This window comes from Streptomyces lasalocidi (genome assembly GCF_005280215.1).
Lineage (GTDB): Bacteria > Actinomycetota > Actinomycetes > Streptomycetales > Streptomycetaceae > Streptomyces > Streptomyces longwoodensis.
Genome location: NZ_SZNQ01000001.1, coordinates 5,654,844 through 5,669,613, shown reverse-complemented (window position 1 = coordinate 5,669,613; position 14,770 = coordinate 5,654,844). Strand labels below are relative to the sequence as shown.

The following is a 14,770-nucleotide window of genomic DNA, read 5'->3' as shown; positions in this document are numbered from 1 at the left end:
CGAGGCCGCGCCGTCCACGCAGCTCAGGGCCATTGTCAGTGGCCGGGTGCAGGATGGACGCATGGTCAGCTCCGCACACCGGGCCCTCGACGGCTTCTCCCCCGCGACCCGCGGCTGGTTCACGGGGGCGTTCTCCGCGCCCACCGCGGCCCAGTCGGGCGCGTGGCAGGCCATCGGCGAGGGCTCGGACGTGCTGGTGGTGGCCCCGACCGGCTCCGGCAAGACCCTGGCGGCCTTCCTCGCCGCGCTGGACCAGCTCGCCTCGACGCCCCCGCCGGCCGACCCGAAGAAGCGCTGCCGCGTGCTGTACGTGTCGCCGTTGAAGGCCCTCGCGGTGGACGTGGAGCGCAACCTCCGCAGTCCCCTGACCGGCATCCGCCAGGAGTCGGTGCGCCTCGGCCTGCCCGAGCCCGAGGTGAAGGTGGGCATCCGCTCCGGCGACACCCCGCCCGCAGAGCGCCGCGCGCTGTCCACGCGCCCGCCGGACATCCTGATCACCACGCCGGAGTCGCTGTTCCTGATGCTGACGTCGGCCACGCGTGACGCGCTGACCGGCGTGGAGACGGTGATCCTGGACGAGGTGCACGCGGTCGCGGGCACCAAGCGCGGTGCGCACCTGGCGCTGTCGCTTGAGCGGCTGGACGAGCTGCTGCCGAAGCCGGCCCGCCGGATCGGCCTGTCGGCGACGGTCCGTCCGGTCGACGAGGTCGCGCGGTACCTGTCGCCGCGCCGCAAGGTGGAGATCGTCCAGCCGGAGTCCGGCAAGGAGTTCGACCTGTCGGTCGTCGTGCCCGTGGAGGACCTCGCAGAGCTGGGCGGCTCCCCGGTCGCCGACGGCTCGGAGGGCGCCGAGCGCCCCTCGATCTGGCCGCACGTCGAGGAGCGGATCACCGACCTGGTCCAGGCCCACCGTTCCACGATCGTCTTCGCGAACTCGCGGCGCCTGGCGGAGCGGCTGTGCAACCGGCTGAACGAGATCGCCTACGAGCGCGCCACCGGCGAGCCCCTGGACGAGCACCACTCCCCGGCCGAGCTGATGGGCGGCTCGGGCGCCGCCCAGGGCGCCCCGCCGGTCATCGCGCGCGCCCACCACGGATCGGTCTCCAAGGAGCAGCGGGCCCTGGTCGAGGAGGACCTGAAAGCCGGCCGCCTGCCCGCCGTGGTCGCCACGTCCAGCCTGGAGCTGGGCATCGACATGGGCGCCGTCGACCTCGTCGTGCAGGTCGAGTCCCCGCCGTCGGTCGCCTCCGGCCTCCAGCGCGTGGGCCGCGCCGGCCACCAGGTGGGCGCCGTCTCCACGGGCGTGGTCTTCCCGAAGTACCGGGGCGACCTGGTCCAGGCGGCCGTCGTCACCGAGCGGATGCGGCAGGGCGCGATCGAGTCCCTGCGCGTGCCCGCCAACCCGCTGGACGTCCTGGCCCAGCAGCTGGTCGCGATGACCTCGATGGACTCCTGGCAGGTGGACGACCTGCTGGCCATGGTCCGCCGGGCCGCGCCGTTCGCCTCGCTGCCGGAGTCGGCGTTCACGGCGACCCTCGACATGCTCGCCGGGCGCTATCCGTCGGACGCGTTCGCCGAGCTGCGCCCGCGCGTGGTGTGGGACCGGGTCACCGGCACGGTGACCGGCCGCCCCGGCGCCCAGCGCCTCGCCGTCACCTCGGGCGGCACGATCCCCGACCGCGGCCTGTTCGGCGTGTTCCTCGCGGGCTCCGACCCGAAGAAGGGCGGCGGCCGGGTCGGTGAGCTGGACGAGGAGATGGTCTACGAGTCGCGCGTGGGCGACGTCTTCACCCTCGGCACGAGCTCCTGGCGCATCGAGGACATCACCCGCGACCGGGTGCTGGTCTCCCCCGCGCCCGGGGTGCCGGGGCGGCTGCCCTTCTGGAAGGGCGACCAGCTGGGCCGCCCGCTGGAACTGGGCCGTGCGGTGGGCGCGTTCCTGCGCGAGGTGGGCTCACTGTCCAAGGAGGACGCCCGGCTGCGCCTGCTCACCGCGGGCCTGGACGCCTGGGCCGTGGACAACGTGCTGACCTACCTGGACGAACAGCGCGAGGCCTGCGGCCACGTCCCCGACGACCGCACCATCGTGGTGGAGCGCTTCCGCGACGAGCTGGGCGACTGGCGCGTCGTCGTGCACTCCCCCTTCGGCGCGCAGGTGCACGCCCCCTGGGCCCTCGCCCTGAACGCCCGGCTCGCCGAGCGGTACGGCATGGACGCCCAGGTCATGCACGCCGACGACGGCATCGTGCTGCGCCTGCCCGACGCCGACCTGATGGGCCTGGACCTGCTCGACCAGGAGCCGAGGACGGCCGGCACGGAGTACGACGCCGACCAGGCCCCGGTCGGCGCGGCCGACGTCGTCTTCGACAAGGGCGAGGTCGACCAGGTCGTCACCGACCAGGTCGGCGGCTCGGCCCTGTTCGCCTCCCGCTTCCGCGAGTGCGCCGCCCGCGCGCTGCTGCTGCCGCGCCGCACCCCCGGCCGGCGCACCCCGCTGTGGCAGCAGCGCCAGCGCGCCGCGCAACTGCTGGAGGTGGCGAGCGAGTTCGGGTCGTTCCCCATCGTCCTGGAGGCCGTCCGCGAGTGCCTGCAGGACGTGTTCGACGTCCCCGGGCTGGTGGAACTGATGGGTGACCTGGAGTCCCGCAGGGTCCGCCTGGTCGAGGTCACCACACCCGAGCCGTCCCCCTTCGCGCGCTCCCTGCTCTTCGGCTACGTCGCCCAGTTCCTGTACGAGGGCGACTCCCCGCTCGCCGAGCGTCGCGCCGCCGCGCTGTCCCTGGACTCCCGGCTGCTCGCCGAACTGCTCGGCCAGGCGGAGCTGCGCGAGCTGCTCGACGCGGAGGTGCTGGCCGAGCTGGAGCAGGAGCTGCAGTGGCTCACCGAGGACCGCCGCGTCAAGGACGCCGAGGGCGTCGCGGACCTCCTGCGCCTGCTCGGCCCGCTCACCGACGCGGAGCTGGCCGAGCGCGGCGCCGAGCCGCACTGGGCGCCCGAGCTGGCCGCCGCCCGCCGCGCCATCAAGGTCCGGGTCGCCGGCACCGACCACTGGGCCGCGATCGAAGACGCGGGTCGCCTGCGCGACGCCCTGGGCACCGCGCTGCCCGTCGGCGTCCCGGAGGCGTTCACCGAGCCGGTGAAGGACCCGCTGGGCGACCTCCTCGCGCGCTACGCCCGCACCCATGGCCCGTTCACCTCGGCGACGGCGGCCGCCCGCTTCGGCCTGGGCGTGGCGGTCACGGAGGGCGCCCTCCAGCGGCTGGCCGCGAGCGGCCGGGTCGTCCAGGGCGAGTTCCACCCGGCCGGGATCGGCCAGGAGTGGTGCGACGCGACCGTCCTGCGCCGGCTGCGCCGCCGCTCGCTGGCCGCGCTGCGGCACGAACTGGAGCCGGTGCCGCCGGCCGCGCTCGCCCAATTCCTCCCCCAGTGGCAGCACATCGGCACGGGCCACGCGCTGCGCGGCGTCGACGGACTGGTGCGCGCCGTCGAGCAGTTGCAGGGCGCGTCGGTCCCGGCGTCCGCCCTGGAGAGGCTCGTGCTGCCCTCCCGCGTGACCGACTACGCCCCCGCGATGCTCGACGAACTCACCGCCGCGGGCGAGGTCGTCTGGGCGGGCGCCGGGTCCCTGCCCGGCAAGGACGGCTGGATCTCCCTGTACCTGGCCGACGCCGCCCCGCTGCTCCTGCCCGCACCGCACCCCCTGGAGCTGACCGCCCTGCACCAGTCGGTGCTCGACGCCCTCTCCGGCGGCTACGGCCTGTTCTTCCGCCAGATCGCCGATCAGGTCCGGGCGACCACGCACCCGGACGCCACCGACCCGCACCTCGCGGACGCCCTGTGGGACCTGGCCTGGTCGGGCCGCCTCACCAACGACACCCTCGCGCCGATGCGGTCCCTGCTGGGCTCCGGCCGCACCGCGGGCTCCACGGCCCACCGCGCCAAGCGCGCGGTCCCGCGCGGCCGCTACGGCTCGCTGACGGCCGCCGCCCGCTCCGCGTCCCGGGGCGGTCCCCCGACGGTCGCGGGCCGCTGGTCGCTGCTGCCGGCCCACGAGACCGACCCCACGGTCCGAGCCCACGCCCTGGCCCGTTCGCTCCTCGACCGGCACGGGGTGGTGACCCGGGGCGCGGTGGCCGCCGAGGGTGTCGAGGGCGGCTTCTCGGCGACGTACCGCGTCCTGTCGGCCTTCGAGGACAGCGGCCAGGCCCGCCGCGGTTACGTGGTGGAGGGGCTCGGCGCCGCCCAGTTCGCGATGGACGGCGCGGTGGACCGGCTCCGCGCGGTGGCCAACGCGCGCGACCGCGGAGACGGCCGGGTGGACCCGATGGTCTTCGGCGCCGGTCCGGTCCCCGACGGCGGGGCACCCGCCGGAGCCACCGGCTTCGACGCGCCCGCCCCGTACACCGCGCTGCCCGACTTCGCCGATGCCCCGGACGCGGACTTCCCGGACTTCGCGACCACCCCCAGCGAGTGGATCTCCCCGCGCGACCTGTCCGACCCGGGCGCCGGCGGCCCGCGCGGCGGCTCGCCGAACCCGTACGCCGGCGCCCCCCGGAGCCGGGACGGCCAGAACCCCTACGGGCCGGGCTCCTCCGGCCAGGGCGCGTACGGCCAGCGCTTCGCGGACCGGGGCGGCCGCCGTGCCACCCCCGCCTCCCGCGCGGTCGTCCTGGCCGCCGCCGACCCGGCCAACGCCTACGGCGCCGCCCTCGGCTGGCCGGAGCCCCCGACGGGCGCCGGACACAAGCCGGGCCGCAAGGCGGGTTCCCTGGTGGTGCTGGTCGACGGCGAGCTGACGCTCTACATGGAGCGCGGCGGCAAGACCCTGCTGGCCTGGCCCGCCTCCCCGGACGCCGACGCGGCCCCCGGCGACGACCCCCGCCTGCAGATCGCGGCCGAAGCCCTCGCCACGGCGGCCCGCGCGGGCGCCCTGGGCACCGTCACCGTGGAACGCGTCAACGGCGTCGCGGCCCTGACCTCCCCCCTCGGCACCCTGCTCGAATCTGCGGGCTTCATCGCGACCCCCCGGGGGCTGCGCCTGCGTGCCTGACACCCTCCAGGCCCCCTCCGAACCCCTCCCCGCACCGGGCAGGTTTCGATCGCCGCGCCCGTGCCACCCTTGACCCATGCCCGAAGGTGACACGGTCTGGCAGACCGCGCGACGGCTGCACACCGCCCTCGCGAGCAAGGTGCTGACCCACTCCGACCTCCGCGTCCCCAAGTACGCCCTGACCGACCTCAGCGGCCGCGCGGTCCTCGACGTGACCCCGCGCGGCAAGCACCTCCTCACCCGCGTCGACGGCGGCCTGACCCTGCACTCGCACCTGCGGATGGACGGCGCCTGGAAGGTCTTCGCCCCCGACCAGCGCTGGAGCGGCGGCCCCGCGTACCAGATCCGCGCGATCCTCGGCACCGCCGACCGCACCGCCGTCGGCTACCGCCTCCCCGTGCTGGAGCTCCTGCACACCGCCGACGAGGACCAAGTGGTCGGACACCTCGGCCCCGACCTGCTCGGCCCGGACTGGAACCCGGAACAGGCCCTGGCGAACCTGCTCGCCGACCCCGACCGCCCCCTCGGCGAGGCCCTGCTCGACCAGCGCAACCTGGCCGGCATCGGCAATGTCTACAAGTGCGAGCTGTGCTTCCTGCTCGGCGCCACCCCCTGGCTCCCCGTCGGCGCGCTCCCCGCCGACCGCGCGGCCAAGCTGCCCGCGCTCGCCCAGCGGCTCCTGGAGGCCAACCGGGACCGCCCCATCCGCAACACCACCGGCCGCCGCGGCCCCGAAGTCTTCACCTACGGCCGGGCCCGCCGCCCCTGCCTGCGCTGCGGCACCCCCATCCGGCTCGCCGACCAGGGCGACGGCTCCCGCGACCGCCCGACGTACTGGTGCCCGCACTGCCAGACCGGCCCGGCTCCCACCCGGAACGCCGCGAGCCACACCACGAAGCCGGCCGGCTCCCGCCCCGGCGCCCGCGGTTGACGACTGCCTAGACCCCTCCGGTTGCCTCCCCGAAGCCCTCCGAGGCCTTCCGGTCGCCTCCCGGAAGCCCTCCGAGGCCCTCCGAATGCCTCCGGAGGCCTCAGAAGCCCTGCCTCAACAGCGTCGGCCGTTCACAACGACTCCGACCCGTCCCCCACGACACCCTGATCCCGCCCCGCGACCCACCCCCACGCTCCACGCCACCGCCCCGCCGCCAGCGCGCCCGCCGCCCGGCCCTTCGGCACACAGTGCACCGGCAGCAGGCTCAGCCCCCACCCACCGGCCGCCACGGCGCCCTCCACCGGCCCGGCGTCGGGCACCAGGGCCAGGCGCAGCACGGCCCACCACCACACCGCCCCGAACCCCAGAGCGGCCCCCCAGCGCACGGTTCGCCCGGTCATGGCCCGCACCTCCCTCCCGCCCAGCCGGACGCCGGAGCACGCCCGCACGGCCCGGCAGGGCGCACCAGCGACACGACGGTGCCTCACTGCGCCCGCGGTCTTCACCGCACGACGGCGCCTCACCGCGCCCGAGCGCTTCACCGCACTACGTCGTATCACCGCGCCCGAACACCTTCACCGCAGGACGGCGCATCACCGCGCCGGACACCGCCACCGTGTTCCACGGCAGCCGCCGTGTCAGCTGTTCTCCGCCTGGAACATCCAGTGGTGCTTCTCCAGGTCCGCCGTGATCGTGATGAAGATGTCCTGGCTGACCGGGTCCGCCTCGGCGGTGGTCGTCACGCGTTCCCTCATCCGGGTGATCACCGAGCCCAGCGCCGCCACCAGGGCCCCGACCGCGTCCGTGTCCTTGACCCAGCCCGGTGCCACCGCGGCGATCCCGCTGCCGGAGGCCACCGTCGCCGCCCGGCCGTCGGGCGACACCCCGAGTGCCGAGGCCCGTTCGGCGACCGTGTCGGAGTGGGTGCGCGCGCTGTCGACGACCTCGTCGAGCTGGAGGTGGACCGACCGGAAGCGGGGGCCCACGACGTTCCAGTGCACCTGCTTGGCGACGAGGGCCAGATCGACCAGGTCGACCAGGGCGCCCTGCAGCGCCTCGGACACGGTCTTCAGATCGCCCTCGGGCAGTGGGCTCTTCACGACGGACATGCTCATCTCCCGGCTCGGATACCGCTCACTCCCCCGCTGGCCCCTCCACGATGACCTCCCGATTCCGGAGCGGCAAACGCACGCATACCGGGCATCGCGGGAATGAGAGAGCCCCGGCCGGTCTCCCCCGGGTCTCCCCGGGGAAGCCCCGGCCGGGGCTTCGCACAAGTTGTCGTGTGCCTGCCGTACCGCTCAGGGGTACAGCGTCAGGCGGCGACCACGTCGACCGCCTCGGCGGGGGCCTTGATGGTCACCCGTTCCGGTGGCACACCGGTCACCGACACGGAGCCCAGCATGGGACGCACCGGCGTGGGCACGGGTTCACTGGGGGTGGCCGCAGCAGACTGGGCCAGCTCGGCGAGGGCGAGCTCGTCGCTCACTTCCCGCATGAGCTCGGACATCCGTACGTCCAGCGCGTCGCAGATGGCGGAGAGCAGCTCGGAGGAAGCCTCCTTCTGCCCCCGCTCCACCTCGGAGAGATAGCCGAGTGAGACTCGGGCGGACGAGGAGACTTCGCGCAGAGTACGGCCCTGGCGCTGGCGCTGCCGACGCAGCACGTCACCCAGCAGGCGACGGAGCAGAATCATCGGTGGCTCCCTCCTCGGACCGCGTAGCCGCATCCTTCACGCCCCACCGTACCGCCTTGCGCCGCGGCCGTGCGGGGAGCGATGTCGTGTTCACTCAGGGCTGCAAACATCAAAACCCCCCGTTCCGTTCCGTATCCTGTGCCCGCTCATTCCCACTGTGTTCGTCCGCCAGCTCCCTCAGGAGCAGGGCGAGTACGCTCCGTACACTCTCTCTACGAATTTCCGCACGGTCGCCGTTCAACCGCAGGGCCTCCACTTTTCCGCCGGGGGCGGAACCGGCGTCGGGGCCGCACACCGCGACGAAAACCGTCCCCACCGGCTGTCCGTCCTGCGGTTCCGGGCCGGCGACCCCGGTGGTCGCGATGCCCCAGTCGGCGCCCAGGGCGGCCCGCACTCCGGCCGCCATCTGCAGCGCGACCTGCGGATCCACCGCCCCGCGAGCGGCGAGCAGGTCGGCGTCCACGCCGAGCACCGCGTGCTTGAGCTCGGTGGCGTACGCCGTCACCGACCCCCGGAAGGCCTTCGACGCCCCGGGGACCGAGGTGATCTCCGCGGCCACCAGTCCCCCGGTCAGGGACTCGGCCACGGCGAGACTCTGGCCCCTCACGGTCAGTAGTCCCACCACGTCGGCGGCCGGGGAACTCACGCTTCCGTCTCCTCCAACGCCGCCCTGCGCTCGGCGATTCCCTGCCGGCGCAGCACGATGGCCTGTTTCACGTAGTCGAGCCCGGTCGCGACGGTCAGGACGACCGCCACGGCCATCACCCAGAACCTCAGGGACGCGAGCCACCCCGTCAGCGCCAGGACGTACATCCCGACGGCCACGCCCTGGGTGAGGGTCTTCAGCTTGCCGCCCCGGCTGGCCGGGATCACGCCGTACCGGATGACCCAGAAACGCAGCAGCGTCACGCCGAGTTCCCGGCCGAGGATGACCACCGTCACCCACCACGGCAGGTCACCGAGCGCGGAGAGACAGATCAGCGCCGCTCCCATGATCGCCTTGTCGGCGATGGGGTCGGCGATCTTCCCGAAGTCGGTGACGAGGTCGTAGGTCCGCGCCAGGTGCCCGTCGAACAGGTCGGTGATCATGGCGACGGCGAAGGCCGCCCAGGCGAAGGACCGCCACGCCGGGTCGTACCCGCCGTCGGCCAGCATCAGCGCGACGAAACCCGGCACCAGGACCAGCCGGAGCATGGTCAGCAGGTTGGCGACGTTCCACACGCTCGCCTGGTTGACGGCGGCGGCCGCCAGCTTGCCGCCCCGCGCGGGCCGCCCGGCGTCCCGCTCCCCGTCGGCTCCCGCGTCGCCCGACGCGGCGGTCCCGTCGACCGCGCCCAGGCCCTCGTCCGCGCCCAGCGCCCGGCCGGCGAGGTCAGCGGCGTCCAGCTCCTGGTCCACGATCCGCCCGGCCGCGTCCTGCGGGCCCGTGGCCCCGGCGGCAGCGTCCCGTCCCTGGCCGGTGACCGCCGCGGCGGTGCCGGGCCCCTGGCCCTCCGCCGCGCCCAGCCCCTGGCCCTCGGCCCGATGCGAAGCCCCGGCCGGGGAACCGCCCGCGGCCGACGCCGGGACACCCGTCATCTGCCCGCCTCCTCGGAACACCCGGACGAACCCGCAAGGGGCTCGGCCACCAGGTCGACACCCTCCGTACCGACCACCTTCGCCTCGACCATACGACCGACCTCCAGGCCTTCGCCGCTCGTGAGCAGCACCTGGCCGTCGGTCTCCGGCGCCTGGTGGGCCGCGCGGCCGTGGACGCCCTCGTCGGGGTCGACCGACTCGACCAGGACGTGCAGCGTCTCGCCCAGCCGCTCCTCCGCGCGCTGGGAGACGAGCTGCTCGGCGAGCCGCGAGACACGGGCCAGCCGCTCGGCGACGACGTCCTCGTCGAGCTTGCCGTCGTACGTCGCGGCCTCCGTGCCCTCCTCGTCGGAATAGCCGAAGACGCCGATGGCGTCCAGTCGCGCGTGCTGGAGGAAACGCTCCAGCTCGGCCAGGTCGGCCTCGGACTCGCCGGGGAAGCCGACGATGAAGTTGGAGCGCACGCCGGCCTCGGGCGCCTTGCTCCGGATGGTGTCGAGCAGCTCCAGGAACCGGTCGGTGTCACCGAAGCGGCGCATGGCGCGCAGCACGTCCGGCGCGGAGTGCTGGAAGGACAGGTCGAAGTAGGGGGCGACCTTGGGCGTCGAGGTGAGGACGTCGATGAGGCCCGGGCGCATCTCGGCCGGCTGGAGGTAGCTGACCCGCACCCGCTCGATGCCGTCGGTCTCGGCCAGCTCCGGCAGCAGGGACTCCAGCAGGCGGATGTCGCCCAGGTCCTTGCCGTAGGAGGTGTTGTTCTCGGAGACCAGCATGATCTCCTTGACGCCCTGCTCGGCCAGCCACCGCGTCTCGTTGAGCACGTCGCTCGGGCGGCGCGAGATGAAGGAGCCGCGGAAGGACGGGATGGCGCAGAAGGAGCAGCGCCGGTCGCAGCCGGAGGCGAGCTTGACGGAGGCGACCGGGGAGCCGTCGAGGCGGCGGCGCAGGGGCGCGCGGGGGCCGGAGGCGGGGGCGACGCCCTCGGGGAGGTCGCTCGGGCCGTGGCCCGGCAGCGCCACCGAGGTGGCCGATTCCTGGCGCTCGGCGGGGCTGATCGGGAGGAGCTTGCGCCGGTCGCGGGGGGTGTGCGCGGCGTGGATGCCGCCGTTGAGGATGGTCTGGAGGCGGTCGGAGATGTCGGCGTAGTCGTCGAACCCGAGCACGCCGTCGGCCTCGGGCAGGGCCTCGGCGAGTTCCTTGCCGTACCGCTCGGCCATGCAGCCCACGGCCACCACGGCCTGGGTCCTGCTGTGCCCCTTGAGGTCGTTGGCCTCCAGGAGGGCGTCGACGGAGTCCTTCTTGGCGGCCTCCACGAAGCCGCAGGTGTTCACCACGGCGACGTCGGCGTCCGAGGCGTCCTCCACGAGCTGCCAGCCGTCCGCCTCCAAACGGCCTGCGAGCTCCTCCGAGTCCACCTCGTTACGGGCGCAGCCAAGGGTGACCAGTGCGACGGTACGGCGTTCAGGCATGGGCTCAAGAGTACTTTGTCCCACCGGCGCGGAACGTCGACGGGGTTGGCGATCTTGGCCGACCCCGTCGTGCGCACCGGACCGTGCTCAGCCGACCTGCGGATCGCCCTTGGTGTACGTCAGGCGCTCCACGGCCCCGGGCCTGAAGTCGTCGTCGATCTTCTTGCCGTTGACGTACAGCTGGATCACTCCGGCGTCGCCGAGGACCAGGTTGACCTTCTGGCTGTCCTGGAAGGTCTTGGACTCGCCCTGCTTGAGCAGGCCGTCGAACAGCAGGCGGCCGTTGTGGTCCTTGGCGGAGATCCAGCTGCGGCCGTCCGTCGCGGTGACCTGGACGGTCACTTTGTCCTGGGGGGCCGCGGCGATGGCGCTGTCGGAGGGGGCAGGGGTGATGTCGACGGGCTTGTCGTTCTTCGGGACGGCGGAGGCGCTCGTGCTCGCCTCGGGCGTGGTGCCGTCGGCGACCTGTTCCTTGGTGCCGCCGCCGTCGCCCTTGACGGCGGTGAAGCCGACGAAGCCGATCACGGCGACGATCGCGGCGACCATGGCCGCCGTCCAGTTCGGGCCGCGCCGCTCGGGGCGGATGCGTTCCGCCTCGAACAGGGGTGCGGCGGGGGTGGGTGCGGGGCGGCCGCCGTGGGTGGCTTCGAACTGCTCGATCAGCGGGGCGGGGTCGAGGCGGACGGCCCTGGCCAGGGTCCTGATGTGGCCGCGCGCGTACACGTCGCCGCCGCACGGCGTGAAGTCGTCCGCCTCGATGGCGTGGATGATGGCGATGCGGACCCGGGTGGCGGTACTGACGTCGTCGACGGTCAGCCCGCGCGCGATGCGCGCCTGGCGCAGGGCGCGGCCGATGGAGGGGCGGGCTTCCTCGGACGCGTCTTCGAACGGACGCTCGTCTTCAGGGGAGTTGCCGATGGACACGGGGGCGCCTTTCGAGCGTGTAGCCACCTGTGCTGGGGGTTCAGTCTAGGGGGGGTACGAAAGGGTGGGGCAACCGGGCGGTAGGACTTTGTACGCCATCGGAATGGCCGGACACGCCGATGACGGAGAGGTCCGGACCCCAGTCTGGGACCCGAACCTGACCACTCGCTCAACTTGACGTATGTCAAGGGGAAACGGTTGCCCGCGCGTTCCTAACGGGTGCGTCACGGACGTCCGCCCGCCTCACCGATATCCCTACCCCTCCGACTCCCCCCGGATCACAGCGAGTACGCCATCGAGTTCATCGGGTTTCACGAGAACGTCACGCGCCTTCGAACCCTCGCTCGGTCCGACGATGTTCCGCGACTCCATGAGGTCCATCAGCCGGCCCGCCTTGGCGAAGCCCACGCGCAGCTTGCGCTGGAGCATGGAGGTCGACCCGAACTGGGTGGAGACGACCAGCTCGGCCGCCTGGCACAGCAGGTCGAGGTCGTCGCCGATGTCCTCGTCGATCTCCTTCTTCTGCTTGGTGCCCACGGTGACGTCGTCCCGGAAGACGGGCGCCATCTGGTCCTTGCAGTGCTGGACGACGGCGGCGACCTCGGCCTCGGTGACGAAGGCGCCCTGCATGCGGGTCGGCTTGTTCGCACCCATCGGCAGGAACAGTCCGTCGCCCTTGCCGATCAGCTTCTCGGCGCCCGGCTGGTCCAGGATGACGCGGCTGTCGGCGAGCGAGGACGTGGCGAAGGCGAGCCGGGAGGGGACGTTCGCCTTGATCAGACCGGTGACGACGTCCACTGACGGCCGCTGGGTGGCGAGCACCAGGTGGATGCCGGCGGCGCGCGCGAGCTGCGTGATGCGCACGATGGCGTCCTCGACGTCGCGCGGCGCGACCATCATCAGGTCGGCCAGCTCGTCGACGATCACCAGCAGGTACGGGTACGGCTGCAGCTCGCGCTCGCTGCCCTCGGGCGGCTTGACCTTGCCCTCGCGGACGGCCTTGTTGAAGTCGTCGATGTGCCGGTAGCCGTACGCCGCCAGGTCGTCGTAGCGCAGGTCCATCTCGCGGACGACCCACTGCAGGGCCTCGGCGGCCCGCTTGGGGTTGGTGATGATCGGCGTGATCAGGTGCGGGATGCCCTCGTAGGCGGTGAGCTCCACGCGCTTGGGGTCGACCAGGATCATCCGGACGTCCTCCGGGGTCGCCCGCATCATGACCGAGGTGATGAGGCAGTTGATGCAGGACGACTTGCCGGAGCCGGTGGCGCCGGCGACCAGCATGTGCGGCATCTTCGCCAGCGAGTGCATGACGTAGCCGCCCTCGACGTCCTTGCCGAAGGCGACGAGCATCGGGTCGTCGTCCTCCGCGGACTCCGCCAGGCGCAGCACGTCGCCGAGGTTGACCATCTCCCGGTCGGTGTTGGGGATCTCGATGCCGACCGCGGACTTGCCGGGGATCGGGCTGATGATCCGCACGTCCGGGCTGGCGACGGCGTACGCGATGTTCTTGGCGAGCGCGGTGATCCGCTCGACCTTCACGGCCGGGCCGAGCTCCACCTCGTAGCGGGTGACCGTCGGTCCGCGCGTGAAGCCGGTGACGGCGGCGTCGACCTTGAACTCGGTGAAGACGTTGGTGAGCGCGGCGACTATGGCGTCGTTGGCCGCGCTGCGCGCCTTGCCCGGCCCGCCGCGGGTGAGCAGGTCGAGCGAGGGCAGGGCGTAGGTGATGTCGCCGGACAGCTGGAGCTGCTCGGCGCGCGAGGGCATCTCGCGGGGCTGCTCGGGCGGCGACTTGGTGAGGTCGGGGACGGCCCCGGACTGCGCCTTCTCGGGCTTGATCCGCTCCTGCCGGGGCCGGGCGGCCGGTACCGGCGTCGGCACCGCTGCCGGGACGGGCGTCGGGGTGGTCGGCTCCCGGTCGCCGACGCTGACGCCCTGGGTGAGGTCGGCGACGACCGGCGAGGGGGGCATGCCGTGCAGCACGGCGCCGTCGAGGGCGGCCGCGGCCGCCGCGGCGACGTCCACGGCGTCCATGCCCCGCTGCATGTCGGGCTGCGGCACGGCGGAGCGCCGGGGGCGCCCGCGGCGCCGGGTGAGCGCCTCCGCCTCCGCGCCTTCCGGGTCGTAGGCCTGGGGGGTGCCCGAGCGCCTGCGGGGGCGCGCGGGCAGCGCCTCGCGCCACTGTTCGTCGTAGCGCTCGTCGTCGTCGGCGTACTCGTCGGCGAGCAGGTCCTCCTCGGGGTCGCGCAGCACGCCGAGGCTGATACCGAGCTGGCGCAGCCGCTGCGGGATCGCGTTGACCGGGGTGGCCGTGACGACCAGCAGGCCGAAGACGGTCAGCAGCACGAGCAGCGGGACGGCGAGGACCTCGGTCATGGTGAACGTCAGCGGGGTCGCGGCCGCCCAGCCGATGAGGCCGCCGGCGTCCCTTATCGCCTGCATGCCCTCGCTGCGGGCGGGCGAGCCGCACGCGATGTGGACCTGCCCGAGCACGCCGATGAGCAGCGCGGACAGGCCGATCACGATCCGCCCGTTGGCCTCGGGCTGCTCGGGGTGCCGGATCAGCCGTACGGCGACGACGCCGAACAGGATCGGCACCAGCAGGTCGAGCCGGCCGAAGGCGCCGGTCACCAGGATCTCGACCAGGTCGCCGACCGGACCCTTCAGGTCGGCCCAGGTGCCGGCGGCGACGATCAGGGCGACGCCCAGGAGCAGCAGGGCGACGCCGTCCTTGCGGTGGGCCGGGTCGAGGTTCTTCGCGCCGGTCCCTATGCCGCGGAACACGGCGCCCACGGCGTGCGCCAGGCCCAGCCAGACGGCGCGCACGACGCGGTACAGGCCCCCGGTGGGGCTCGGGGCGGGCTTGGGCACGGGTTTCCTGGCCGCGGCTTTCCTGGCGGGCGCCTTCTTCGCCGGGACCTTCTTCGCAGCGGCCCTCTTCGCCGGAGCCTTCGCCGGAGCGACCGCCTTCCTGGCGGGCTGCTTCTTGGCTGCGGAGGGACGTGAGGCCATGGGTGTGAGGTTACCGGGGGAGACGACAGCGGACACGTGTGCCCACTGCTTCACCCGTTCGTGTCGCCCCCGCACAGGCACGGAACTGACGCGTCCTCACACCCAACTCC

The 14,770-nt window shown here is 73.5% G+C and carries 10 protein-coding genes; 2 read left to right on the top strand and 8 right to left on the bottom strand.

The annotated features are described in order from the left end of the window. The first annotated feature begins 61 nt into the window (after window positions 1–61). Entirely contained in the window at window positions 62–5,050 is a 4,989-nt protein-coding gene (locus E4U91_RS25600) for an ATP-dependent helicase (RefSeq protein ID WP_137309000.1), read from the top strand. A gap of 76 nt (window positions 5,051–5,126) precedes the next feature. Continuing rightward, entirely contained in the window at window positions 5,127–5,981 is an 855-nt protein-coding gene (locus E4U91_RS25595; protein ID WP_137308999.1) for an Fpg/Nei family DNA glycosylase, read from the top strand. Window positions 5,982–6,112: 131 nt separating this feature from the next. Here E4U91_RS25595 and E4U91_RS25590 read toward each other — a convergent pair whose 3' ends face one another. The 8 genes from E4U91_RS25590 to E4U91_RS25555 form a co-directional block, all read right to left on the bottom strand. After that, entirely contained in the window at window positions 6,113–6,382 is a 270-nt protein-coding gene (locus E4U91_RS25590; RefSeq protein WP_137308998.1) for a hypothetical protein, read from the bottom strand. A gap of 237 nt (window positions 6,383–6,619) precedes the next feature. Next, on the bottom strand, window positions 6,620–7,090 hold the full coding sequence (locus tag E4U91_RS25585; protein ID WP_137308997.1) for a Dps family protein: 471 nt from the start codon (window positions 7,088–7,090) through the stop codon (window positions 6,620–6,622). Between the two features lie 206 nt (window positions 7,091–7,296). Further along, window positions 7,297–7,677 (bottom strand): helix-turn-helix domain-containing protein, encoded by a 381-nt coding sequence (locus E4U91_RS25580; RefSeq protein WP_003993396.1) that lies wholly within the window; start codon window positions 7,675–7,677, stop codon window positions 7,297–7,299. A gap of 109 nt (window positions 7,678–7,786) precedes the next feature. Beyond that, window positions 7,787–8,323, bottom strand: a complete 537-nt coding sequence (locus E4U91_RS25575) for a CinA family protein (RefSeq protein ID WP_137308996.1) — start codon at window positions 8,321–8,323, stop codon at window positions 7,787–7,789. After that, window positions 8,320–9,255 (bottom strand): CDP-diacylglycerol--glycerol-3-phosphate 3-phosphatidyltransferase, encoded by a 936-nt coding sequence (gene pgsA / locus E4U91_RS25570; protein WP_137308995.1) that lies wholly within the window; start codon window positions 9,253–9,255, stop codon window positions 8,320–8,322. Before pgsA ends, E4U91_RS25575 begins: the two co-directional genes overlap by 4 nt. After that, entirely contained in the window at window positions 9,252–10,724 is a 1,473-nt protein-coding gene (gene rimO, locus E4U91_RS25565) for a 30S ribosomal protein S12 methylthiotransferase RimO (protein WP_137308994.1), read from the bottom strand. Before rimO ends, pgsA begins: the two co-directional genes overlap by 4 nt. An 87-nt stretch (window positions 10,725–10,811) precedes the next feature. Beyond that, window positions 10,812–11,648, bottom strand: coding sequence for a helix-turn-helix domain-containing protein (locus tag E4U91_RS25560; protein WP_137308993.1), 837 nt, complete (start codon window positions 11,646–11,648; stop codon window positions 10,812–10,814). Between the two features lie 255 nt (window positions 11,649–11,903). Continuing rightward, window positions 11,904–14,660 carry a DNA translocase FtsK gene (locus tag E4U91_RS25555; RefSeq protein WP_174867861.1) on the bottom strand — a complete coding sequence of 919 codons (2,757 nt, stop codon included), beginning with the start codon at window positions 14,658–14,660 and terminating at the stop codon, window positions 11,904–11,906. Between the last annotated feature and the right edge of the window lie 110 nt (window positions 14,661–14,770).